This window comes from Streptomyces sp. NPDC051214, assembly GCF_040682375.1.
Lineage (GTDB): Bacteria > Actinomycetota > Actinomycetes > Streptomycetales > Streptomycetaceae > Streptomyces.
Window position 1 is genome coordinate 79,707 of the sequence record NZ_JBFBAT010000017.1, and the last position, 21,927, is coordinate 101,633.

At 69.3% G+C, this 21,927-nt stretch carries 23 protein-coding genes and 1 riboswitch; of the genes, 13 read left to right on the forward strand and 10 right to left on the reverse strand.

The features are described from left to right. Window positions 1-222 precede the first annotated feature (222 nt). On the reverse strand, window positions 223-1,302 hold the full coding sequence (gene hisC, locus AB0M70_RS35470; RefSeq protein WP_365826782.1) for a histidinol-phosphate transaminase: 1,080 nt from the start codon (window positions 1,300-1,302) through the stop codon (window positions 223-225). 376 nt (window positions 1,303-1,678) lie between these two features. Between hisC and AB0M70_RS35475 the strand changes: the two genes are divergently transcribed. From AB0M70_RS35475 to AB0M70_RS35485, 3 genes are all read left to right on the forward strand, one after another. Continuing rightward, the gene (locus AB0M70_RS35475) at window positions 1,679-2,800 is read left to right on the forward strand and encodes a LacI family DNA-binding transcriptional regulator (RefSeq protein ID WP_190082941.1); all 1,122 of its coding nucleotides are present in this window, start codon (window positions 1,679-1,681) and stop codon (window positions 2,798-2,800) included. Window positions 2,801-3,073: 273 nt separating this feature from the next. Continuing rightward, window positions 3,074-4,159, forward strand: coding sequence for a metallophosphoesterase (locus AB0M70_RS35480; protein ID WP_365826784.1), 1,086 nt, complete (start codon window positions 3,074-3,076; stop codon window positions 4,157-4,159). A gap of 181 nt (window positions 4,160-4,340) precedes the next feature. Beyond that, on the forward strand, window positions 4,341-5,216 hold the full coding sequence (locus AB0M70_RS35485) for a hypothetical protein (RefSeq protein ID WP_365826786.1): 876 nt from the start codon (window positions 4,341-4,343) through the stop codon (window positions 5,214-5,216). 79 nt (window positions 5,217-5,295) lie between these two features. Here the strand turns inward: AB0M70_RS35485 and thiC are convergent, their stop codons facing one another. After that, a complete protein-coding gene (gene thiC, locus AB0M70_RS35490) occupies window positions 5,296-7,077 on the reverse strand; it encodes a phosphomethylpyrimidine synthase ThiC (protein ID WP_365826788.1) in 1,782 nt (593 codons plus the stop codon). Continuing rightward, window positions 7,070-7,223: riboswitch (TPP riboswitch) on the reverse strand. Its footprint overlaps the gene before it by 8 nt. Window positions 7,224-7,294: 71 nt before the next feature. On the opposite strand from thiC, the gene AB0M70_RS35495 reads away from it, so the two are divergent. After that, complete coding sequence (locus AB0M70_RS35495; RefSeq protein ID WP_365826790.1) at window positions 7,295-8,689, forward strand: YibE/F family protein; 1,395 nt, start codon at window positions 7,295-7,297, stop codon at window positions 8,687-8,689. Between the two features lie 82 nt (window positions 8,690-8,771). On the opposite strand, the gene AB0M70_RS35500 is transcribed toward AB0M70_RS35495, so the two are convergent. The 4 genes from AB0M70_RS35500 to AB0M70_RS35515 form a co-directional block, all read right to left on the reverse strand. Then, window positions 8,772-9,209 carry an SsgA family sporulation/cell division regulator gene (locus AB0M70_RS35500; RefSeq protein WP_365826792.1) on the reverse strand — a complete coding sequence of 146 codons (438 nt, stop codon included), beginning with the start codon at window positions 9,207-9,209 and terminating at the stop codon, window positions 8,772-8,774. Between the two features lie 103 nt (window positions 9,210-9,312). Then, window positions 9,313-10,047: an IclR family transcriptional regulator C-terminal domain-containing protein gene (locus tag AB0M70_RS35505; protein ID WP_365826976.1), complete on the reverse strand. Its 735-nt coding sequence runs from the start codon at window positions 10,045-10,047 to the stop codon at window positions 9,313-9,315. Between the two features lie 280 nt (window positions 10,048-10,327). Continuing rightward, a complete protein-coding gene (locus AB0M70_RS35510) occupies window positions 10,328-10,549 on the reverse strand; it encodes a DUF5326 family protein (RefSeq protein ID WP_365826978.1) in 222 nt (73 codons plus the stop codon). Between the two features lie 191 nt (window positions 10,550-10,740). Then, window positions 10,741-11,058, reverse strand: a complete 318-nt coding sequence (locus AB0M70_RS35515; RefSeq protein ID WP_160506069.1) for a cupin domain-containing protein — start codon at window positions 11,056-11,058, stop codon at window positions 10,741-10,743. Window positions 11,059-11,129: 71 nt separating this feature from the next. On the opposite strand from AB0M70_RS35515, the gene AB0M70_RS35520 reads away from it, so the two are divergent. From AB0M70_RS35520 to AB0M70_RS35540, 5 genes are all read left to right on the forward strand, one after another. Continuing rightward, window positions 11,130-11,510 carry a phage holin family protein gene (locus AB0M70_RS35520; RefSeq protein WP_365826794.1) on the forward strand — a complete coding sequence of 127 codons (381 nt, stop codon included), beginning with the start codon at window positions 11,130-11,132 and terminating at the stop codon, window positions 11,508-11,510. Window positions 11,511-11,519: 9 nt separating this feature from the next. Beyond that, window positions 11,520-12,017: a low molecular weight protein-tyrosine-phosphatase gene (locus AB0M70_RS35525; RefSeq protein ID WP_365826796.1), complete on the forward strand. Its 498-nt coding sequence runs from the start codon at window positions 11,520-11,522 to the stop codon at window positions 12,015-12,017. Continuing rightward, on the forward strand, window positions 12,014-13,207 hold the full coding sequence (locus AB0M70_RS35530) for a cystathionine gamma-lyase (RefSeq protein ID WP_365826798.1): 1,194 nt from the start codon (window positions 12,014-12,016) through the stop codon (window positions 13,205-13,207). The genes AB0M70_RS35525 and AB0M70_RS35530 overlap by 4 nt, the downstream gene beginning before the upstream one ends. A 227-nt stretch (window positions 13,208-13,434) precedes the next feature. Beyond that, window positions 13,435-14,340 (forward strand): LysR family transcriptional regulator, encoded by a 906-nt coding sequence (locus AB0M70_RS35535; RefSeq protein ID WP_365826800.1) that lies wholly within the window; start codon window positions 13,435-13,437, stop codon window positions 14,338-14,340. Between the two features lie 59 nt (window positions 14,341-14,399). Continuing rightward, complete coding sequence (locus AB0M70_RS35540; RefSeq protein WP_365826802.1) at window positions 14,400-14,882, forward strand: NUDIX hydrolase; 483 nt, start codon at window positions 14,400-14,402, stop codon at window positions 14,880-14,882. On the opposite strand, the gene AB0M70_RS35545 is transcribed toward AB0M70_RS35540, so the two are convergent. Next, complete coding sequence (locus AB0M70_RS35545) at window positions 14,879-16,441, reverse strand: globin domain-containing protein (protein ID WP_365826804.1); 1,563 nt, start codon at window positions 16,439-16,441, stop codon at window positions 14,879-14,881. The two genes, AB0M70_RS35540 and AB0M70_RS35545, sit on opposite strands and share 4 nt — an antisense overlap. 394 nt (window positions 16,442-16,835) lie before the next feature. Next, window positions 16,836-17,468, reverse strand: a complete 633-nt coding sequence (locus tag AB0M70_RS35550) for an HAD-IB family phosphatase (protein WP_365826806.1) — start codon at window positions 17,466-17,468, stop codon at window positions 16,836-16,838. 76 nt (window positions 17,469-17,544) lie between these two features. Here AB0M70_RS35550 and AB0M70_RS35555 point away from each other — a divergent pair, with 76 nt between their 5' ends. Next, window positions 17,545-18,096: a DUF2269 domain-containing protein gene (locus tag AB0M70_RS35555; RefSeq protein WP_365826808.1), complete on the forward strand. Its 552-nt coding sequence runs from the start codon at window positions 17,545-17,547 to the stop codon at window positions 18,094-18,096. Between the two features lie 5 nt (window positions 18,097-18,101). Then, window positions 18,102-18,971 carry a GNAT family N-acetyltransferase gene (locus tag AB0M70_RS35560; protein ID WP_365826810.1) on the forward strand — a complete coding sequence of 290 codons (870 nt, stop codon included), beginning with the start codon at window positions 18,102-18,104 and terminating at the stop codon, window positions 18,969-18,971. 77 nt (window positions 18,972-19,048) lie between these two features. On the opposite strand, the gene AB0M70_RS35565 is transcribed toward AB0M70_RS35560, so the two are convergent. Then, on the reverse strand, window positions 19,049-19,474 hold the full coding sequence (locus tag AB0M70_RS35565) for a heme-binding protein (protein ID WP_365826812.1): 426 nt from the start codon (window positions 19,472-19,474) through the stop codon (window positions 19,049-19,051). A 44-nt stretch (window positions 19,475-19,518) separates the two neighbouring features. Further along, window positions 19,519-20,727 carry an MFS transporter gene (locus AB0M70_RS35570; protein ID WP_365826814.1) on the reverse strand — a complete coding sequence of 403 codons (1,209 nt, stop codon included), beginning with the start codon at window positions 20,725-20,727 and terminating at the stop codon, window positions 19,519-19,521. A 140-nt stretch (window positions 20,728-20,867) separates the two neighbouring features. On the opposite strand from AB0M70_RS35570, the gene AB0M70_RS35575 reads away from it, so the two are divergent. Then, window positions 20,868-21,326 (forward strand): MarR family transcriptional regulator, encoded by a 459-nt coding sequence (locus tag AB0M70_RS35575; protein ID WP_365826816.1) that lies wholly within the window; start codon window positions 20,868-20,870, stop codon window positions 21,324-21,326. A gap of 46 nt (window positions 21,327-21,372) precedes the next feature. Continuing rightward, a complete protein-coding gene (locus AB0M70_RS35580; RefSeq protein ID WP_365826818.1) occupies window positions 21,373-21,825 on the forward strand; it encodes a GNAT family N-acetyltransferase in 453 nt (150 codons plus the stop codon). Window positions 21,826-21,927 lie beyond the last annotated feature (102 nt).

Consider the following 21,927-nt stretch of genomic DNA (forward strand, 5'->3'; position numbering starts at 1 on the left):
CCCTTAAATCCCTCTGATCTTCGGAGGAACCGGGACACGCTTGTGAACGCGTTCACATTCACAAGCAATTATGACCTACTGCTAATCGGAACGGAAAGGGGGGTCCCCCTTACTCGAGGATCCCTGCTCGAAGGTCCTGCTCGAGGTTCCCTGCTCGGGGGAACGCGAGGAGGCCCCGGGGAGCACACGCCCCGGGGCCTCCTCGATCACGACGTCCAGAGGCTAGAGCTCCTTGCGGAACGCCTCCGCGGCCTGCAGGAAGATGTCGTTGGCCTCGGTCTCCCCGATCGTGGCCCGCATCCCCTCGCCCGCGAACGGCCGCACGACCACGCCGGCCTTCTCACACGCCGCCGCGAAGTCGCTCGTACGCTCCCCGAGCCGCAGCCAGACGAAGTTCGCCTGCGTCTCGGGCACCGTCCAGCCCTGCCCCCGCAGCGTCTCGACCACCCGCGTGCGCTCCGCGACCAGCGACCCGACACGGCCCATCAGCTCGTCCTCGGCCCGCAGCGAGGCCACCGCCGCGTCCTGCGCGAGCTGGCTCACCCCGAAGGGCACCGCCGTCTTGCGCAGGGCGGCCGCCACCGGCTCATGGGCGATCGCGAAGCCGACCCGCAGCCCCGCGAGGCCGTACGCCTTGGAGAACGTGCGCAGCACGGCGACATTGGGACGCTCGCGGTAGATCTCGACGCCGTCCGGCACCTCGGGGTCGCGGATGAACTCGCGGTAGGCCTCGTCGAGGACGACGAGGACATCGCTCGGCACCCGGTCGAGGAATCGTTCCAGCTCGGCCCTGCGGACCACGGTGCCGGTCGGGTTGTTCGGGTTGCAGACGAAGATCAGCCGCGTCCGGTCGGTGATGGCCTCGGCCATCGCGTCCAGGTCGTGGACGTCCCCCGGCGTCAACGGCACCTTGACCGACGTGGCCCCGCTCACCTGCGTGATGATCGGGTACGCCTCGAAGGACCGCCAGGCGTAGATGACCTCGTCCCCCGGGCCGGACGTGGCCTGGATCAGCTGCTGCGCCACGCCGACGGAACCGGTGCCCGTCGCCACGTGGGACACCGGCACCCCGAAGCGCTCGGCGAGCTCGCTCATCAGGCTCGTGCACGCCATGTCGGGGTAGCGGTTGAACGCTCCCGCGGCGGCCAGCGCGCTCTCCATGACGCCCGGCAGGGGCGGGTAAGGGTTCTCGTTCGAGGACAGCTTGTAGGCCGCCGGACCGTCGGCCGCGGCGGGCTTCCCCGGCTTGTAGGTGGGGATACCCTCCAGCTCGGCACGCAGCCTCGGGCTCGTCTCGCTCACCGCAGTCCTCCTCTTGAACACCTGAACACCCTGACTTCAATACTCCTCACCTTATGAGGATTCAGCTCTGCTGCGAATGGGTCAGCGGTATCCGCTCCGGCGGCGCACAACGAGGGGGGAGCGCTCCCTGCCCCAGCGCGCGCCCGTGGCTCACTCCGTGGCGCGCATCACCCGTGAAGGTGAGTTGAGACCTCTTCGAGACATCGCTCATTTGGCAGGCCCGTACGCGGGGACAAGGGACCGTCCACCCAAAGGGGCGCCAACTCCCTTGCAATCCAAGGCAGTTGACCTGTTTCGACCTTGCAGAAACGTGCCTGTCAACGAGTGAATATGCGTCCGCACTACCCACCCTCATGAGCCCTACTATCGGCTCGCCATGACAGCAGCAGGGAACCACCAGGTGAGCCGAGCGGAGACCGCCCGCCGGGGCAACCGGCAGAGCCGAGCGGGCATCAGAGACGTCGCCGCAGCAGCCGGTGTCTCCATCACGACTGTCTCCGACGCGCTCAACGGCAAGGGCCGGCTCCCGGACGCCACCCGACGCCATGTCCGCGAGGTCGCCGAACGGCTGGGCTATCGCCCTTCCGCGGCGGCCCGAACGCTCCGTACCGGCAAGTCGGGCCTCATCGGCCTGACCGTGACGACCTACGGGGATGAACCTTTCACCTTCACCGAATTCGCGTACTTCGCGGAGATGGCCAGAGCCGCGACCTCGGCCGCGCTGGCCCGCGGCTACGCCCTTGTCATCCTTCCCGCCACCTCCCGGCGCAGCCCGGTCGACGTGTGGTCGAACGTCGCGCTCGACGGCACCGTCGTCGTCGATCCGTCCGACCACGACCCCGTCGTCAGTGAACTGGTGCGCCAGGGCCTACCCGTCGTGTCCGACGGACGTCCTGCCGGGTCCCTCCCGGTCACCGCCTGGGTCGACAACGACCACGAAGCGGCGGTCCTCGAGATTCTCGACCACCTCGCGGCGGCCGGAGCCCGCCGCATCGGGCTGCTCACGGGGACCACCACGGACACGTACACCCATCTGTCCACCACCGCCTATCTGCGCTGGTGCGAGCGCGTCGGTCAGGACCCGGTCTACGAGTCCTACCCGGCCCACGACCCGTGTGCCGGCGCGGTCGCGGCCGACCGGCTGCTCGCCCGGCCCGACCGCCCCGACGCCGTGTACGGCCTCTTCGACCCGAACGGCACCGATCTCCTCGCGGCCGCCCGCAGGTACGGACTGCGGGTCCCGGACGACCTGCTGCTCGTGTGCTGCAGCGAGTCCACGGTCTACGCCACCACCGAACCGCCCATCACCACGCTCTCGCTCAAACCCCGGCGCATCGGCACGGCCGTCGTCCAGCTCCTCATCGACGCCATCGAAGGCCTGGATTCGGGCCGGCCCGTCGAGCAGGTGATACCGACGGAGCTGATCGTGCGCACCTCGTCCGAGCGCCGTCCACCGCGCACGACGGTCAGCCCACCCCGCTCACCGGGACCCGGTTGAGCGGGCCGCACCGCGGGGAGAACCCCGTCAACCGGCCAATCATCCGGCCGTCAACCAGCACTGCCTGGCGCATCCCCGCCGTGGCCTGGGGGGAAACCCCTACCCAATTCGGGAGAAAACCTCGGTGAACTGGGGTTCAGCACTGATTCACCACCCCTGGTGCACCACACAGCGCGAGCCGCATTCCTATGATGGGCGGACGACACCGCGGGCCGCTGCGACCAGGCAGTCCGATCTCGGTGCAGATGCGGCGCAATGGTGGTGGAGGGGTCGATGACTCAGGGGGCCGGTCAGGGACCCGATGTGCGGACGGCGACGTTGCGCGACTTCCGCGTTCCGGCGTACGTCCACGAGACCGGGCCGGTCCAGGGGGACCCGGCGAGCGTGGCGGTTCCGGGCGCCCCCGGGGAGGCCCCCGGTTCGCTGGATGACGGCTACACCCCCACCCAGCGCGACCTGCCCGTCATCAACCGCACAGACACCGTGCAAGTGGAGGTGCAGGCCATGCCCGAGCCTCCGCAGGCGCCGGCGTCCGACGAACACGGCCCGCTGTTCGTGGTGGGTGACGTGCACGGCTATCTGGACGAGCTGCTCGCGGCGCTCCAGGAGCAGGGCCTCATCGACGCCGAAGGCGACTGGTCCGCGGGCAACGCGCGCCTGTGGTTCCTCGGCGACTTCACCGACCGCGGTCCGGACGGCATCGGCGTCATCGACCTCGTGATGCGGCTGTCCGCGCAGGCGGCGGCCGCGGGCGGCTACTGCAAGGCGCTCATGGGCAACCACGAGCTGCTCCTGCTCGGCGCGAAGCGGTTCGGCGACACCCCGGTCAACTCGGGCGCGGGCACGGCCACCTTCCAGGCCGCCTGGCTCCTGAACGGCGGCCAGAAGACCGACATGGAGCGCCTCGAGGACCACCATCTGCAGTGGATGGCCCGCCTCGACGCGATCGAGTCGGAGGACGGGCATCTCCTGATGCACTCCGACACGACCGCCTATCTGGATTACGGCGACTCGATCGAAGCCGTGAACGACACGGTCCGCGAGACCCTCACGCGCAACGACGCCGACGAGTGCTGGGACCTCTTTAGGAAGTTCACCAAGCGCTTCGCCTTCCGCGACGAGTCGGGCCCCTCGGCCGTACGCGAACTCCTCGACATGTACGGCGGTCACCGCATCGTGCATGGCCACAGCCCCATCCCGTATCTGCTCGGCGATGTCGGCTCCGAGGATGACTCGGACGGCGGCGGTCCGGTCATCGAGGGACCACACATCTACGCAGGCGGCCTGGCCATCGCCATGGACGGCGGCGTGACCATGGCCGGAAAACTGCTGGTCTGCCAACTGCCCCTGGATAACTGAGCGTTCGTCGGGCAGGCGCACCACTACAGGATCACGCTGGCCAGGGGGTCTATTTCTGGAAACCCCCTGTCACCGCGTGCCTTCACGGCTCTACCATCGGCTTATCCGTAGCAGGCTCCCCTCCGTTTCTGCCCGACGGCTCGCACCCATGCGAGCCCCAAGCCCTACGGAGCATCGGGGGATGCACATGAACAGCGCTCCACACCTGCTCAATGAGGACCGCCCCGAATACGAGCGGATCCTCGATGAGGCGCTGCGCACGGCACCAAGTCGTCCTGATCTCGCCGCAGTGGGCGAGCGGCTCAATCCCGAGCAGCTGCGCACCATGGCCCTGAACGCCACTGCGCTGATCACTGCCGCCGCCACGACCGAGTACACGCACTATGTGAAGGTCCGCGAGGAACTGCGCGAAAGCGGATCTGCCGCACCATCCATCCGGGAGCGGAGCACCGAGGGTCCGGCGGAAGCCGGCTCCGGAGGCCTCGGTCTCGCGACCACGATGGGGGAGGTCACCACCCAGGCTTCGGGGGCGGGGGCCATCGCCGTCGTCGCGGTGCTCGCACCGGTACTCGCCGGGGCGGCCGCCGCGATCTTCCTGCTCGTCGGCTACATCCTGAAGATGCTCAACCCTGAGCCCGCCTTCGCGGAAACCCTGCTCACCGCGGGGTGGCTGTTCGGCGCGCTCACCGCAGGGGGCATCCTGATCGCCGCGATCGGCCTGCTCCTGACCGCCCTGCGCAACGGCGCCACGTCGCTCCAGGCCGGTGCGCACGGAGAGTGGAACGAGGAGGTGGTTCGTGCCAGGGAAGCCTGGGGCGAAGCACTGATGGAGCGCGGCGTCCTGCCGTTCCTGCGGGAGGCGCTCGCGGACCCGGGGGCGGCGCACGCGGCGCGTACACCGTCGTCGGACCCGGGCAGCCGCATGCCTCAACTCGGCTACAACAGGCCGGGGTTCAGCAGCCCGGAGGGCGGCCCGGCGGCGGGACCGCGCCCGAGCTTCTCCAGCCCGGACTTCTCGAGCCCGGACTTCGGCGGCCCCGACCACAAGCCGGAGTAGGACGCGACAAGCCGGAGTAGGACGCGACGCTGCTTCGGGCGGGCGCGATGCCCGCCCGAAGCGCGACGCGCACCCTGCCTCAGTCGGCGATGGGCAGGTAGACGCGGTTTCCTGCTGCCGCGAACTCCTTGGACTTCTGGTCCATGCCCGCCGCGATCTCGTCCTGCGTGCCGCCGTGCTCACGCCGGATGTCATGCGAGATCTTCATGCTGCAGAACTTCGGCCCGCACATCGAGCAGAAGTGGGCCGTCTTCGCGGGCTCCGCCGGCAGTGTCTCGTCGTGGAACTCCCTTGCCGTGACCGGGTCGAGGGCCAGGTTGAACTGGTCCTCCCAGCGGAACTCGAAGCGGGCGTCCGAGAGCGCGTCGTCCCAGTCCTGCGCGCCAGGGTGCCCCTTGGCGAGGTCTGCCGCGTGGGCCGCGATCTTGTACGTGATGACGCCGGTCTTCACGTCGTCCCGGTTGGGCAGGCCCAGGTGCTCCTTGGGCGTGACGTAGCAGAGCATCGCCGTGCCCCACCAGCCGATCATCGCGGCGCCGATGCCGGAGGTGATGTGGTCGTACGCGGGCGCGATGTCGGTGGTCAGCGGGCCGAGCGTGTAGAACGGCGCCTCCTCGCAGATCTCCTGCTGAAGGTCGATGTTCTCCTTGATCTTGTGCATCGGGACGTGTCCCGGGCCCTCGATCATGGTCTGTACGTGATGACGCTTGGCGATCGTGTTGAGTTCCCCGAGGGTGCGCAACTCGGCGAACTGCGCCTCGTCGTTGGCGTCCGCGATCGAACCGGGCCGCAGCCCGTCGCCGAGGGAGTACGTCACGTCGTACGAGGCGAGGATCTCGCAGAGCTCCTCGAAGTTCTCGTAGAGGAAGCTCTCCTTGTGGTGCGCGAGGCACCAGGCCGCCATGATCGAGCCGCCGCGCGAGACGATGCCGGTCTTGCGGTTGGCGGTCAGCGGGACGTACGGGAGGCGCACGCCCGCGTGCACCGTCATGTAGTCCACGCCCTGCTCGGCCTGCTCGATGACCGTGTCCTTGTAGATCTCCCAGGTCAGCGCCTCGGCCTGGCCGTCGACCTTCTCCAGGGCCTGGTAGAGCGGCACGGTGCCGATGGGCACGGGGGAGTTGCGCAGGACCCATTCGCGGGTGGTGTGGATGTTGCGCCCGGTGGAAAGGTCCATGACCGTGTCGGCGCCCCACTTGGTCGCCCACGTCATCTTGTCCACCTCCTCCTCGATGGAGGAGGTGACCGCGGAGTTGCCGATGTTGGCGTTCACCTTCACCAGGAACTTCTTGCCGATGATCATCGGCTCGATCTCCGGGTGGTTGACGTTGGCGGGGATCACCGCGCGGCCCGCGGCGACCTCCGCGCGCACGACCTCGGGATCGAGGTTCTCGCGGATCCCGATGAACTCCATCTCGGGCGTGATCTCGCCACGGCGGGCGTACGCGAGCTGCGTCACCGCCTGCCCCGCGCGCCCCCTGCGCGGCTGGCGCGGGCGGCCCGGGAAGACCGCGTCGAGGTTCTTCAGGCCGCCGCGGGGCGAGGTGTGCTTGATGCCGTCGTCCTCGGGACGGGGCGGGCGGCCGGTGTACTCCTCGGTGTCGCCGCGGGCGATGATCCAGTTCTCCCGGAGGGGCGCGAGGCCCCTGCGGACGTCGGTGTCGACGGATTCGTCGGTGTACGGCCCCGAAGTGTCGTACAGGGTCACGGCCTTGCCGTTGGTGAGGTGCACCTGGCGGACCGGCACCCGCAGATCGGGGCGCGAGCCCTCGACATACGCCTTGTGCCAGCCGATGGACTTCCCGGCCTCGTCGCCCTGGTTCTGCGTCGAGGCAGGCGTGCGTGCGTCCGATGTGGTCATGAGACCTACTCCCTACGCCGGCATTACCCGGTAACAGGTTCGGCGGTCGACGCAGCGAATCCCGTACTTCGTGCACTTCCTGTGCCGATTCGTACGGGGGTCAGCGCCCTCTCAGCCCGGTGCTCCGAGCTCCCGCGATTGCAAAGGTGGCTCCACGCTAGCGTCATGTCGGGCGCGCTGAACAGAGGGCCCCGTCCGTTCTTGCGATGATCGGGCAGTGACCACCACACAGCCGCCGTCCCAGCCGCCCGTCCCGAACCGTCCCCCGGACCCGCACGGGCACTCCCACAGCCATGGTCCGGCCGCGCCGGTTTCGAAGCATCTGCGCAAGGTCATCGCCGCCGTGCTGATTCCTTTCGCCACGGCAGTGCTCGTGGGCCTCGTGGTGCTGTGGCCCGGTGGCGCGCCGGGCCATGAGCGCACCGGAGTCGGCTTCGACCGGCAGACGCAGTCGGCCGACGTGACGAAGGTGCAGGAGCTGCCCTGCAAGGACGTGAACGCCTCGCAGACCCCTCCCAACGGCGACACCTCCACCGCCGAGGGGCAGTCCGCGGAGTCCCGCGCGAAGGGCGTCTGCAAGAAGGCGACGATCGAGGTGACCAGCGGCAAGGACAAGGGCCGCACCTTCACCGAGATCGTCCAGCCGGACTCACCACGGCAGTTGCGCGAGGGCCAGCAGGTGGTGGTCGCCTACGAGCCCACGGCCCCCGAGGCGTTGCAGTACTCGGTCACCGACGTGAACCGGAAGTTCCCCATGGCGCTGCTCGCCGGGATCTTCGCGCTCGTCGTCGTGGCGGTGGGACGGCTGCGCGGTGTCATGGCCCTGGTCGCGCTGGCGTTGAGCTTCCTGGTCCTGACGTTCTTCATCCTGCCCGCGATCCTGCAGGGCTCGAACCCGCTGGTCGTGGCGGTGATCGGGGCCAGCGCCATCATGCTGATCGCGCTCTATCTGTGCCATGGCCTGACGGCCCGTACGTCGGTCGCCGTCCTCGGCACGCTGATCTCTCTGCTCCTGATCGGGCTGCTCGGCTCGCTCTTCATCGGCTGGGCCTCACTGACCGGCAACACGGACGACAACACCGGCCTGATCCACGGTCTGTACCCGTCCATCGACATGAGCGGCCTGCTGCTCGCCGGCGTCATCATCGGCTCCCTCGGCGTACTCGACGACGTGACGGTGACGCAGACGTCCGCGGTCTGGGAACTGCATCAGGCCAATCCCACGATGGGCTGGCGCGGTCTGTACGGCGCCGCCATCCGCATCGGCCGCGACCACATCGCCTCGGTCGTCAACACCCTGGTCCTGGCCTACGCGGGCGCCGCGCTGCCCCTGCTGCTGCTCTTCTCCATCGCGCAGAGCAGCGTGGGCACGGTGGCCAACAGCGAGCTGGTGGCCGAGGAGATCGTGCGCACCCTGGTCGGCTCGATCGGCCTGGTCGCCTCGGTGCCGGTGACGACGGCGCTCGCGGCCCTGGTGGTCTCCGCCGACCGCACGGCATCCTCGAATCGGCCGGCGGCGAGCCGGCCGGTGCCCACGGCCGGACCCGTGAGCGGCGCCACCCCCGCCCCCAAGCAGAGCCGCGGCGGAAAGGGCCGCCGCCGCAAGGCCTGAGGCACGACGCCTGGGCCGCACCAATCGATGCCACGAAATGCACCAATCTGCCGTACGGCTGCGTCTCTTGGCTCACGGAGGGTCAGCCCGCGCTCTGCTCCTCGGCGAGGATCCGGTCCAGCGCCTCGTCCAGGTGCGTCTCGAAGTCGGCGAGCGCCCGCTCCTGCCCCAGCGGAACCAGCTTGTCCGTACGGTCGAGGAAGGCGAGCAGGGGCGGAATCCCCACCCGGAACAGCGCCTGGTCCGCGCCGACCTGGAGCCGGATGAGCGCCTCGTCGAGCAGCTCGGGATCGGTGGGGGCGATGTGCACGTCCCCGTCTCCGCACGCCCCGCCCACGCCGTCGACCAGCAGCTCGCGGCCGAAGGCCCAGGTGACGGGCGCGTCGCCGGGGAGGTGGAAGGTCAACCGGACGGCGTAAGGATCGCCGGTCTCATAACCCAGCTCCACCGGGATGCGAAACGACAGCTCCTCGGAAACGAGGAAGCTCATCATGACCTCTGCCTGGACCGACTCGCGCATCGCCCGCCTACCCCGTCGCTAAAGCTCGACTGGCCAGGAACCAACTCCCTGACACTCATGGCATCTTGCTTAACGTACACATCAGATCACAAGGAGTGAGTTTTCAGATGCTGATAGAGAAAGCAAGTGTCCTTAACAGCCTTCCGATCTCGCCCTGCAAACGCTCGGCCGCAGGTAGCAGGCGGTCCGACTGATAGGCCGGAACTGAAATCGCCATCGTCGCGGCCGTGTTACCCGCAGTGATCGGAATCGCGGCGCAGACCGTCCCCAGCGCGTACTCCTGACGCTCCACCACGGGCCGCATCCGGTCCATCGCGTCCAGGCGGCGGATGAAAGTGCGGTTGTCGCGGACCGAGTATCGAGTGATCGACTGCACCGGATAGCGGGAGAGGTGGTCCCGGCGCTGTTCGTCGTCGAGTTGGGCGAGCAGACATTGCCCGATCGCATGGGCGTGTCCGGTCTCGCGGAAGTCGGCCCACTCCTCCACCGCCGGATTCCCCGGCGTGTCCGCGACGGCCACGACCTCGATCTCGCCCTCGCGGTAGACGGCGAAGTACACCGGCACGCCGATGGCGTCCCGCCAGTGCTCCAGGGCCTCACCGATCATGCCGCGACGATTCTGCTGTGCTCCGCTCGCACTCAGCCGCTCGGCCGCCTCGCCGAGCACGAACACGCCCTTCTCGCGGCTCAGATAGCCCTCGTGCGTCAGCGTCCGCAGCAGGTGATAGGCCGTGGGGAGCGCGAGCCCGGCCTCTCGTGCCAACTGCTTGGCGGGCGCCCCCTCCTGGTGCGCGGACGCGGCCTCCAGGAGGCGCATCGCCCGCTGTACGGAGCCAATGAGGGTCGGCGCGGCCGTAGTTGAGGCCGGGCCGGTCGGCGACGCCGCGTACGAGGGGTCGTCGGACGGGATGTCGGCGGGTGTGGCGTCAACCGTGGCCAAGGTTCACTCCCGAAAACGGCTGGGGGTTCCGCCCGTGCCCGGGGCTACACGGGTGGGAGCGCAGTGCGCCCGCACGCGGGGCTCACCCCGCGTCGGTTTTCGGACTCTAACCGCTGGCCGCCGGACCAAGGCGCCGCACCAGGAAACTTCCCCCACCCGAGCGAACTGTTGCGGGAAGTCACCAATCGCCGCGCGAAGACGTCGAGCCGGATATGAACTTCCGTACGACGTAGATGAGTCCACCCACCAAGGCGACGAAAAGCAGCGCCTTGAAGAGCAGGCCGACCACGAAACCCACGACGCTCGCTATCAGACCGCCGAACACGACCAGGGCGATGACAGGCACCGCGATCCACTTCACCCACCACGGCAATCCCGAGAAGATCTCCTGCGCAGCCATCGTCCTTACCTCTCTCCGCATACGTCCTGCTTCTTGCATTCGATGCTAGGGCGGCGGGGGGCCCGACGGGGGCCTCGCATCCCTTGTCCTCCCCTGATCCGCCCCCTAGGGAACCCCGAGGTCGCAGCCCCGAGAAGTCAGCCCTGCGGCGTACAGGACCCGCCCTCCACCGGGCAGCCGGCAGGGGAGGATCAGCCCTCCGGCGGCGAGAAGACGACGAGCACCCGCAGGTCCTCGCTGATGTGATGGAACTTGTGGGCCACCCCGGCGGGCACATAGACCACGCTGCCGCGCGCGACCTGGGTGGTCTCCATGCCGACCGTGATCGACGCCCGGCCGCTGACGATCATGTACACCTCGTCCTGCTGATGAGGCTGCTGCGGGTCGGACTCCCCGGCGTCGAGCGCGTACAGCCCGACCGACATGTTCCGCTCGCGCAGAAACTGCAGGTACGCGCCGTCGTTGGCGGCGCGCTCCGTCTCCAGTTCATCCAGCCGGAATGCCTTCATCGTCCTCGTACACCCCTTGCCCCAGCCCGCGAACCGGCCGTTCTGGCCGTCCGTCTGCAACGATCACACACATGAAGAATTTCGTAGTCAAGACGATCGCCAACGCGGCGGCCCTGGCCGTCGCCGTGTGGCTCCTCGACAAGATCACGCTGACCGGTGACAGCACGGGCAAGAAGACGCTCACGCTGATCGTCGTCGCCCTGCTCTTCGGCCTGGTGAACTTCCTGGTCAAGCCGGTCGTGAAGGTGCTCACCTTCCCCTTGTTCATCCTGACCCTCGGCCTGATCACCCTCGTGGTCAACGCGCTGATGCTGCTGCTCACCTCATGGCTGGCCGACAAGCTCGACGTGAGCTTCCACGTCGACGGGTTCTGGACCGCCGTCCTGGGCGGCCTGATCATCTCGATCGTGTCCTGGGCGATGAACGTCGTCCTGCCCGACGACAAGGACTGAGACCGCCCCATGGCCTTCTCCGTGTGCTTCGTGTGCACCGGCAACATCTGCCGGTCCCCCATGGCCGAGTCCGTCTTCCGTGCCCGGGTCGACGAGGCAGGGCTCGGTGGCCTCGTCGTGGTGGACAGCGCGGGCACCGACGGCTGGCACGAGGGGGATGGCGCCGATCCGCGCACCGTCTCCGTCCTGGAGGCGGCCGGCTATGAGAGCGATCACGTGGCGCGCCGCTTCCAGGTCTCCTGGTTCCCCCGGCTCGACCTCGTGATCGCCCTGGACGCCGGACACCACCGGGCCCTGCGCCGCCTCGCGCCCACACCGGCCGACGCGGACAAGGTGCGGCTGCTGCGCTCGTACGACCCCGTCGCCGCCGGGCTCGGCGAGCTGGACGTGCCTGACCCGTACTACGGGGACATCGACGGATTCGACACGTGCCTGAGAATGGTGGAGGCGGCGAGCGACGGTCTGCTCGACGCCGTACGTGAAGCAAGGGAAGGGCGGGCGGCATGACGGACTCCGCAGCGATATCCGCAGGTGACGGCGCGGGAACAGGCACCGGGACGGGCGACGGCACCAGAGCGGTGCGGGCCGGCCTCCCCGAGCCGGTGAAGTACGAGCCGACCCTCCCCGGGCCGGTGTTCGCCGCGCACTTCCACCTGCCGGGCGAGCCCACAGGGCCCTACACCTACGGCCGGGACGACAACCCGACCTGGACCCTTCTCGAGCAGGCCATCGGCGAGCTCGAGGCGCCGGACCAGGCCGACGGCGAGGCCGCGGGACCGGGCGTCGAGACCCTGGTCTTCGCCTCCGGGATGGCCGCCATCTCGGCGGTGCTCTTCTCGCAGCTGCGCGCCGGTGACGCGGTGGTCCTGCCGGACGACGGCTATCAGGCGCTGCCCCTCGTCAGGGAGCAGCTGACCGCGTACGGCATCGAGGTGCGCACCGCCCCCACCGGTGGTGACGCCCAGCTCGACGTCCTGGACGGCGCGAAGCTGCTGTGGATCGAGACGCCGTCGAACCCGGGCCTCGACGTGTGCGACGTACGACGCCTCGCCGACGCGGCACACGCGCGTGGAGCCCTCGTGGCGGTCGACAACACTCTGGCCACGCCGCTCGGCCAGCGCCCCCTCGAACTCGGCGCGGACTTCTCCGTGGCCAGCGGCACCAAGATGCTCACCGGCCACGGCGACATCCTCCTGGGGTACGTCGCCTGCCGCGACGCCGAGCTGACCGCCTCCGTGCGGCGCTGGCGCAAGATCGTCGGGGCCATCCCGGGGCCCATGGAGGCCTGGCTGGCACATCGGTCGCTCGCCACGCTCCAGCTGCGCGCCGATCGACAGAACGCCAACGCCCTGGCGCTTGCCGAGGCGCTGCGCGCCCGTGCCGAGGTGACCGGGCTCCGCTATCCGGGGCTGCCCGACGATCCCTCGTACAAGGTCGCCTCGCAGCAGATGCGGCGCTTCGGATGCGTGGTCTCCTTCACGCTGCCGTCGCGCGAGCGTGCCGACCGTTTCCTGGACGCGCTGCGTCTGGTCGACGACGCGACGAGCTTCGGCGGCGTGCGTTCCACCGCGGAGCGGCGCGGCCGCTGGGGCGGGGACGCCGTCGCGGAGGGCTTCATCCGCCTCTCCGCCGGTTCCGAGGACGCCGTCGACCTGGTCGCGGACGTGCTGCGCGCGCTGGACGAGTCGGCGGGCTGAGCGCCCTGCGTGCCCGCGGAGCGCTCGCGCGCTGGTACCGGGCTACGCAGAACGAACGGTCCGAGCCTCCCCCCTCGTGGCTCGGACCGTCCCGGTTCCGCGCGCGCAGAACCGCGCCAACAAGGCTAGTTGACTGTGTGTCAGTGTCCAATCACAGTAGCGGCAGAGACCTATCGACATATTTATAGTTGGCCGCGGCCCGAGGGCCGGGAGGGGAGGGCGCCGCCGTGGATCTGGCCCTGCTGCGCACGTTCGTGACCGTGCACCGGGCAGGTTCCTTCACGCGTGCCGCCGCCCTGCTCGGCCTGTCCCAGCCCGCCGTCACCTCGCAGATACGGACCCTTGAGCGGCAGTTGGGCCGTCCCCTGTTCCTGCGCCAGGCGCGCGGAGTGACCCCCACGACCATCGGGGACGAGCTCGCCCACAAGGCCGCGCCGCATCTCGATGCCCTGGTGGAGATCGCGGAGACAGGGCTCGAAGAGGACTCTTCGGTACGTACGCTCCACCTCGCGGGGCCCTTGGAGTTCACCGCGACCCGCGCGTTACCCGCTCTCGCCGCGCTGACCGGGCAGGACGGGCATGGCTTCGCGCTGCGGGCCTCGTTCGGGAACGCCGAGGAGGTCCTGGAAGGGCTCTCCGCCGGGCACCACGACCTGGCGATCACCACGGTCCGGCCGCGCGGCACCCTGCTCACCGCGACCCCGCTGTGCGACGAGGAGCACGTCCTGGTCGCGAGCCCGCGCCTGGCGTCCCGTGTCGGCCCCGGCAAGCTGCGCCGCAAGGGCGCGGCGGTGCTGGAGAACCTGCCCGTGGTGGAGGTGCACGAGTCGCTGCCGCTGGTCGCCCGCTACTGGGCCGCCGTCTTCGACACCCGTCCGGCCGCATCGGGCGCCGTCATTGTGCCGGACCTGAGGGCGGTGCTCGCCTGCGTCTCCACCGGGGCGGGGCTCGCCGTGCTACCGCGTTATCTCTGTGCGCCCGCCTTGGAGAGTGGCGAGGTCGTGGCCCTGCTGGACCCGGCGGTGCCGCCCCTGCGCACGTATTTCCTCGTCGTACGCACCGGTACGCTCGCGATGACGCACATCGCGCGGGCGCACGAGTGGCTGTTGCGCGCTGCGGTCGACTGGGCTTGAGCAGGACTCCGGCTGGTTCACGATGTTTCACGTGGAACAGTCCGGGCCACATTCCTCCCATGACCGTCCGACCCGTGGTCAAGCGCACCGCCCGTGCCGTCCTGCTGGACGGCAACGACCTGATCCTGATCAAGCGGACCAAACCCGGCATGGATCCCTACTGGCTCACCCCTGGTGGCGGCGTGGAGCCGGAGGACGCGACCGTCGTCGACGCGCTCCATCGTGAGGTGCACGAGGAGCTCGGCGCCAAGATCTCCGACGTGGTGCCCTGCTTCGTCGACACCGTCGAGCACATCGGCGAGGACGGCGGCGCGACCGGCGTCAAAGTCCAGCACTTCTTCGTCTGCCGCCTGGAGTCCATGGACGCCTCGCTGCGACACGGCCCGGAGATCGAGGAACCGTGCGGCGAGTACGAGATCGTCCACGTGCCCTTCACCCGGGTCGGGATCGCCTCGGTCCATCTCGTACCGCTGTCGCTGCGGCACTACCTGGACGGCAACATCGAGGGCGTACGCGCGATGCACGCCCCTGATCTGGGCTAATCGCCCGCGGCGACCAGTTCCTCGACGGAGTCGTGGCGGATGCGGCCGGCCGGGATGCCGACGTCCCGCAGCGCGTCCACTCCGCTGCGGATCATGCCGGGCGGACCCGAGAGGTAGGCGTCGTACTCGTTCCAGGGGCCGTACTCACGCACGGCGTCCGGGAAGTGGGCGTGGCCGTCCACGACCGGGCGGACCGAGAGCCAGGGATGGGTCTGCTGGAGTCGCAGCATCGTGTCGATGTCATACAGGTCGTGGTCGCTGCGGGCGCCGTAGAAGACCTCCACCGGCCGCCGTTCGCCGTGCTCGGCGACATCCTCGACGAGCGCCTTGATGGGGGCGATGCCGGTGCCTCCGCCCAGACAGAGCAAGCCGCTGTCGGTGGTGTGGTCGACGGTCATCGAGCCGGCGGGCGCGCCGAGCCGCAGGACATCGCCGGGACGTGCGTGATGCACCAGGGCGTTGGAGACCCAGCCCGCGGGGACGGCCTTCACATGGAACGAGAGCAGCCCGTCGGAGCGCGGAGCCGACGCGAAGGAGTAGTGCCTCCAGATCCGCGGCCACCAAGGCGTCTCCAGGCTTGTGTACTGGCCTGCGAGGAAGGGGTAGGGCTGATCGGGCCGGACGGTGACGACAGCGATGTCAGGCGTTCTCAGGTCGTGTGAGACCACCTCCGCCAACCACCAGGCGGGAGCGCGCAGTTCATCCGCGGCAGCCGCGTCGATCATGATCTGGGAGATCGTCGTGTACGTGCGGACCCAGGCAGCCTCGGTCTCCTCGTCCCAGACCGCGCTCGCGTACCTGCTGAGCGAGCCGATCAGGCACTCGCCGACGGCCGGGTAGTGCTCGGGCCGCGTGCCGTACTTGCGGTGTCCGCGCCCGAGGTTCTTCAGATACGCGGTGAGTACGTCGTGGTGGTCGATGTGCTCGGCCGCGGTCAGCAGCGCCTTGAGCAGCCGGTCGCGCTGGGTGTCCATCGCGGCGGGGAACAGGGGGCGCAGGTCGGGGTGGCGGGTGAAGAGCAGGGCGTAGAAGTACGAGGTCACCTTGTCGGCGACGGGCCCTATCTCGTCCATCGTGCGCTGGACGCGGATCGCGTCGGGGGACCCCGAGGGGGAGGAGGGCTTCCGGGGCTCCGGTATGCGCTCGGAGCGCAACTCGGGCTGAGGCGCCGGGGCCTGAGGTGTGCCGTGCGCCGCGGCCGGTGCGGGGGCCGCTGCTGCCGCGCCTTGGGCAGCCGGTGCGGGGGCCGGTGCTGCCGCGCCCTGGGCGGCCGGTATTCGTTCCTCGGCCGCGCGCTCGGGTACGTCCGCGTGTTCGGGTGCGTCGGCGCGCTCAGGTGCGGGCCGGGCTTCCGGGCCGGGCGTCCCGGGCCTGCCCACCGGACGGATCGCGGACACCCGGCGCCCCTCGGTCGCCTCGGGCTCACCGCCCTCGGGCGTTGTCGGCTGCTCGCCGCTCTCCGAGGGCGTCGGCGCCTTCCGTGGGGTGAACCAACCGCCTCCACCGCCGCTGTCGCCGGAAGTACCGTTGCCCGCCGACGTGGTGGTCGGAGCGTCCATGCTGTGCCTCGCCTCGAACATCTCTCAGTCGGTCCGTGCACTTCCCTGTAGGAAGCCGCTTGCTTTCCCCGCTCCGCCTCGACAGCCGATGTGGCCACATTGAACCCCGGATTACCGGACCCTACGGACAAGTAGGCGGTAAATGTGACATTGCCCGCAGCCACCTCACCGCAGCGTCCCATCCCGCACCGTGACGCCGGTCGCGTAACGGAAAGTTCAGGTCTTCGATCTCTTCGTCCCGTTAGGCTGCGTTGACCTCCGCCCGCGCCCCCCAGGGGTGCGCTGCGATGCACCCGGCCCGAACCGGACTCGACCATACCGGCAGCCGTCCGGCGCACAAGTCCCGCCGCCCTTAACCGGGAATTCAGGGATCGACGCCTTCCAATTGCCCCCATTACCCGGCGCCACGCACCAATTCATACGCCTTACGCAGATCACGCCCGACATAAGAGTGGGTGGCGAGCCCGACGAGCCGATGATCCGCATTGACAGCGACCGAAACAGGCACCGCTCCGAACAGCTCCACGTCCGGGAGCGAGTCACCATAAGCGATGCAATCGGACTGCCCCACCCCGAACTCTTCACGCAGCCGGTTCGCGATCTTCACCTTGGCCGCGGCATTGAGAAGGCCCGTCGGATTCACCGGCTCGGTGAAAGGCACGGAGGGGAACCGCGACCCGTACGCGGCGTGCGCACCCCAGCCGAGCAGCCGCTCCACGAAGAACGACGGCGAAAGCGAGATCACCGCGCAGTAGTCACCGCCCTCGCGGATCTCGGCCCAGGTCTCCCGGATCCCCTCCAGCCACGGAGCCCCCTCGAAGGCGGCGGTGACCTGGGCGTCCGTGAGGTCCACCCACAGAGCGTGTACCCGAGCCGCGTACTGGAGCGAGTCGATCCGTTGCGCCACGAAGTCACGTTCCAGCTCCGCGATCTCCGCGTCGAGGCCGAGCTGACGTGAGATCTCCACGGGAGCCGCCGTGCCGTGCAGCAGCGTTCCGTCCAGGTCGAAGAGGTGAAGGCGTGCCATGTACGCCGAGGCTAGTACCCGCGGTTACTCCCGCTGTCAGACGCCTTCGGCCGCCGCTCGCGGCACCGTGTTTCACGTGAAACTAAGCCGCCCCGCTCGCCGGGCCACCCTCGTCGTCCATGTCATCGCCGCCGCAGGCTGGCTCGGGCTCACGCTCGGCCTGCTCGCGCTTGCTTCCGCGGCCATCACCACGGAGTCCGCCTCGGTCACCGAGGCCGCCGCCCGCTCCATGAAGCTCTTCGCGGACTGGCTGGTGCTGCCGCTCGCGCTGCTCACACTGCTGAGCGGGCTGCTGCTGTCCCTCGGCACCCCTTGGGGACTTGCCAGGCACCGCTGGGTCTACACGAAGTTCTGGCTGACCCTGGCGACCACCGCCGCGTCGGCGTTCGCGCTGCGTCCGGGCATCAATGACACGGTCGCCGCCGTTTCCGCGGGTGAGTCGGTGACGGATCCGACCGGTCTGATCGCCGGACCCATCGTCTCCTTGAGCGCCTATCTCTTCATGATGGTCATCTCGGTGCTCAAGCCCTGGGGTCTGACCCGCCGTGGCCAGAAGCGACGTGGCCAAATCCACCGTGCTTCTCCCCACAAACCGGTGGACGCCAAGGTCATGCGTCGGACAGCCTGAGCCGAGTGTCGACACCTACCCTTTCCGCTCTGCCCATCCGCCGGCTGACCCTCCGCGATCTCACCGCCTGCGCCGACCTGTCGCAGGATCGCGGCTGGCCACGCGAGGACCACAAATGGGGGCTCCTGCTCTCGGCCGGTACGGGCTACGGCATCGACGACCCCGACGGTGACGGCCTCGCCGCTGCCTGTGTGGTCACCGAGTACGGACCACAGGAGCGCCCCGGCCTGGGAGCGATCGGCATGGTCCTCGTCGCCGAGCGCCACGCCCGCAAGGGCCTCGGCCGCCGTCTGATGCGATACGTCATCGAGGGCGCGGGGACCACCCCGCTCACCCTCCACGCGACGCCGAACGGCCAACCTCTCTATGGGCAGCTCGGATTCAAGACCACCGGTCGTGTCGAGATGGTCCGCGGCCGCTTCACTCCCGGTGGTCCGCCGCCAGGGGTCGCCACCCGCCCGGCGACCGCGGAGGACCTGCCCGCGATCGTCCGGCTCGACACCGAGGTCTTCGGGCTCGACCGCACGCACGTACTCACCCGGCTGCGCGCCTTCGTCGACCAGCTCAGGGTCGCGGAGGCGGACGGCACGATCACGGGCTACGCCGGTGCCTGGCCGAACATGGAGACCCACGTCATCGGCCCCCTGATCGCTCCGGACACGGAGACCGCGAAGGCCTTGATCGCCTCGCTCGCCGAGGGCTCGGACCGGCCGCTGCGCACCGACATCGACGTACGCCATGAAGAGCTGCTCGCCTGGGTGAAGGAACGCGGCCTGGAGCCGATCGCCTTCAACGCCGTGATGACGTACGGCATCCCCGAGCTGCCCGGCGACTGGACCCGTCGCTTCGCGCCGCTGACGGTCGCCGCCGGCTGACCGCACCCAGAGGCCCGCCCCCGAGCGCCGGATGCTTCCGGAGCTCGGGGGCGGGCCTTCGTACTCCCGCTGTCGTACTACGCGAGGGCCTCCACGGCCGTCGTGGCGAACCCGTGGTCCTGCTCGGGAGCTCCGCCGCCGACACCGAGGGAGCCGATCAGCCGGCCGTCACGGTGGACCGGGACGCCCCCGGCGATGAAGAGCAGCGGCCGGTCGAGGGCGGTGGGCAGGGTGTGGAAGGGCCCGTCCGGCTTGACCAGGTCGACGAGGTCGGCGGTCGGTGCGTTGAGCTGAAGCGCCGTGTACGCCTTGCGGGTGCTGGTCTCGCCGGAGATCAGTACGGCCTTGTCGTCGCGCCGGAATGCGAGCAGATGCCCGCCCGCGTCGAGAACGGTGACGCTGACCGTGACACCGGCCTCCTCTGCCGCCCGGTAGGCCGCGGTGACAAGTGCTTCGGCGTCCTGCGTGGTGAGCGGGGCGACGGCGGCGGTGGTGGTGCTCATGAGGTTCTCCTTGTGCGGTGGTGCTGGTGAGGGGGGAATGGGGGTCAGTGGTGGACGGGCGTCGCCTGCTCGACGGGGGTGGCACCCGCGACGACCAGACTGGGAGCGGCCGAGCGGCGCTCGAGCATGGCCGAGACGACGGCCAGGAGGAGCGCGGAGCCCGCCAGTACCGCGCCCACCCAGTTGGGGGCGGTGTAGCCGAGGCCGGCGGAGATCACGAGGCCGCCGAGCCAGGCGGAGAGCGCGTTGCCGAGGTTGAAGGCGCCGATGTTCATGGCCGAGGCGAGCGTGGGAGCGCCGGAGGCCTGGTCGAGCACCCGCTTCTGCAGCGGCGGCACAGTGGCGAAGCCCAGGGCGCCGATGAGGGTGATGGTCACGGCGGCCGCGATCTTGTTGTGCGCGGTGAAGGTGAAGAGGGCGAGCACGACCGCCAGCGAGCTGAGCGAGATGTAGAGCAGCGGCATCAGGGCGCGGTCCGCGAACTTTCCGCCGATCAGGTTGCCCGCGACCATGCCGAGTCCGAAGAGGACGAGGAGCCAGGTCACGGAGGAGTCCGCGTAGCCCGCGACGTCCGTCATCATCGGCGCGAGGTAGGTGACGGCCGCGAAGACTCCGCCGAAGCCGAGGATCGTCATCGCCATGGCGAGCAGCACCTGGACATTGCGGAAGGCGGCCAGCTCGTGGCGCAGCCGTACGCCCTCGGGCTTGGGCAGGTCCGGCACGAGCTTGGCGATGCCTGCCAGGCCGATGACGCCGAGCCCCGCGACGACGGCGAAGGTGGTGCGCCAGCCGAGGGTCTGTCCGACGAGCGTGCCGAGCGGCACACCGACCACGTTGGCCACCGTCAGGCCCGTGAACATCATGGCGATGGCCCCGGCCTTCTTCTGCGGTGCGACCAGTTCCGCCGCGACGACCGAACCGATGCCGAAGAAGGCTCCGTGGGCGAGCGAGGCGACCACGCGGCCGGCGAGCATGACGCCGAAGACCGGGGCCACGGCGGAGAGCAGGTTGCCCGCGATGAACAGGCCCATGAGCAGCATCAGCATGCGCTTGCGCGAGATGCGGGTGCCGAGGACGGTCATCAGGGGAGCACCGAGCACGACGCCGAGTGCGTAGCCGGTCACGAGGAGACCGGCCGTGGGGATGGAGACGCCGAAGTCACCCGCGACCTCAGGGAGCAGTCCCATGATGACGAACTCTGTGGTCCCGATTCCGAAGGCCCCGATCGCGAGGGCCAGTAGCGCGAGAGGCATGGTTCTACCTTCCAAGACGGTTGCAGGGGCGCTTAGCTTGCGTCCACAATAGTTGCACACGCGGGTTACTTGCAACCGCTGGATATTGCGTCGGTGGACTATCCTGGCCTCAGCAGCTCCGGGACGGAGGAACAAGAGCCATGACAGCGACAGACCCCGCACTGACCGCCCTTGCGCAGGGCTGGTGCGCGCTCTCCCTGCTCCACGGGAAGATCGAGACCCACATCGAGCGCGCCCTGCAGGCCAAGCACGACCTGAGCGTGCGCGAGTACTCCCTGCTGGACGTCCTCAGCCGCCAGCACGACGGGGAGGGCGGCCATCTGCAGATGAAGCAGGTCGCTGACGCCGTCGTGCTCAGCCAGAGCGCCACCACGCGTTTGGTCACGCGGCTCGAGGACCGCGGGCTGCTGTCCCGCTACCTCTGCCCGACCGACCGCCGCGGGATCTACACGGACGTCAGCGAGGCGGGCGCCTCACTGCTCGCCGAGGCCCGTCCCACCAATGACGCCGCGCTGCGCGAGGCACTCGACGAGGCGGCACTGAACCCGGAGCTGGCGCCGCTGGTCAGGGCCGTGGAAGCGGTACGGGTCCCCGCGTAGGGCAGTCGCCTCCCGAAGGTCCGGGTGGATGCATAGGCTGCGCCTCATGGGAGATCTTGAGATACGCCCGGCGGTCGCCGACGACATCCCCGCCATCGTGGAGATGCTCGCCGACGATCCCCTGGGCAGCACGCGCGAGTCGCCGGACGAACTCACCCCGTACCTCGCCGCGTTTGAACGCATCGCCACGGACCCGAACCAGCACCAGGTCGTCGCCGTACGCGAGGGGCGCGTCGTCGGCACGCTGCAGCTCACGATCGTTCCGGGCCTGTCCCGGAAGGGAGCGCTGCGGTCGATCATCGAGGGCGTACGCGTCCATGCGGACGAGCGCGGGAGCGGACTCGGCACCCGCTTCATCGAGTGGGCCGTCGATGAATCCCGGCGACAGGGCTGCCAGTTGGTGCAGCTGACCTCCGATGCCAGCCGCACCGATGCCCGCCGTTTCTATGAGCGGCTCGGGTTCACGGCATCGCATGTGGGCTTCAAGCTGCAGCTCTGAAGCTGCTGTTCACAAAGTCGCAGCAGTGGGGGGGGGGGGGTTGGGGGGGATAGAGGACGCCCACCCCGAAGAGGTGACGAGCGAGACGACGATAGGGGCGAC

What these genes read in the sequence shown, in the direction of transcription:
- AB0M70_RS35475 (WP_190082941.1), top strand. Translation starts at nt 1,679, where the DNA reads ATGACAGCAGCAGGGAACCACCAGGTGAGCCGAGCGGAGACCGCCCGC.
- AB0M70_RS35480 (WP_365826784.1), top strand. Translation starts at nt 3,074, where the DNA reads ATGACTCAGGGGGCCGGTCAGGGACCCGATGTGCGGACGGCGACGTTG.
- AB0M70_RS35485 (WP_365826786.1), top strand. Translation starts at nt 4,341, where the DNA reads ATGCACATGAACAGCGCTCCACACCTGCTCAATGAGGACCGCCCCGAA.
- thiC (WP_365826788.1), bottom strand. Translation starts at nt 7,077, where the DNA reads ATGACCACATCGGACGCACGCACGCCTGCCTCGACGCAGAACCAGGGC.
- AB0M70_RS35500 (WP_365826792.1), bottom strand. Translation starts at nt 9,209, where the DNA reads ATGCGCGAGTCGGTCCAGGCAGAGGTCATGATGAGCTTCCTCGTTTCC.
- AB0M70_RS35510 (WP_365826978.1), bottom strand. Translation starts at nt 10,549, where the DNA reads ATGGCTGCGCAGGAGATCTTCTCGGGATTGCCGTGGTGGGTGAAGTGG.
- AB0M70_RS35515 (WP_160506069.1), bottom strand. Translation starts at nt 11,058, where the DNA reads ATGAAGGCATTCCGGCTGGATGAACTGGAGACGGAGCGCGCCGCCAAC.
- AB0M70_RS35520 (WP_365826794.1), top strand. Translation starts at nt 11,130, where the DNA reads ATGAAGAATTTCGTAGTCAAGACGATCGCCAACGCGGCGGCCCTGGCC.
- AB0M70_RS35525 (WP_365826796.1), top strand. Translation starts at nt 11,520, where the DNA reads ATGGCCTTCTCCGTGTGCTTCGTGTGCACCGGCAACATCTGCCGGTCC.
- AB0M70_RS35530 (WP_365826798.1), top strand. Translation starts at nt 12,014, where the DNA reads ATGACGGACTCCGCAGCGATATCCGCAGGTGACGGCGCGGGAACAGGC.
- AB0M70_RS35540 (WP_365826802.1), top strand. Translation starts at nt 14,400, where the DNA reads ATGACCGTCCGACCCGTGGTCAAGCGCACCGCCCGTGCCGTCCTGCTG.
- AB0M70_RS35545 (WP_365826804.1), bottom strand. Translation starts at nt 16,441, where the DNA reads ATGGACGCTCCGACCACCACGTCGGCGGGCAACGGTACTTCCGGCGAC.
- AB0M70_RS35550 (WP_365826806.1), bottom strand. Translation starts at nt 17,468, where the DNA reads ATGGCACGCCTTCACCTCTTCGACCTGGACGGAACGCTGCTGCACGGC.
- AB0M70_RS35565 (WP_365826812.1), bottom strand. Translation starts at nt 19,474, where the DNA reads ATGAGCACCACCACCGCCGCCGTCGCCCCGCTCACCACGCAGGACGCC.
- AB0M70_RS35570 (WP_365826814.1), bottom strand. Translation starts at nt 20,727, where the DNA reads ATGCCTCTCGCGCTACTGGCCCTCGCGATCGGGGCCTTCGGAATCGGG.
- AB0M70_RS35575 (WP_365826816.1), top strand. Translation starts at nt 20,868, where the DNA reads ATGACAGCGACAGACCCCGCACTGACCGCCCTTGCGCAGGGCTGGTGC.
- AB0M70_RS35580 (WP_365826818.1), top strand. Translation starts at nt 21,373, where the DNA reads ATGGGAGATCTTGAGATACGCCCGGCGGTCGCCGACGACATCCCCGCC.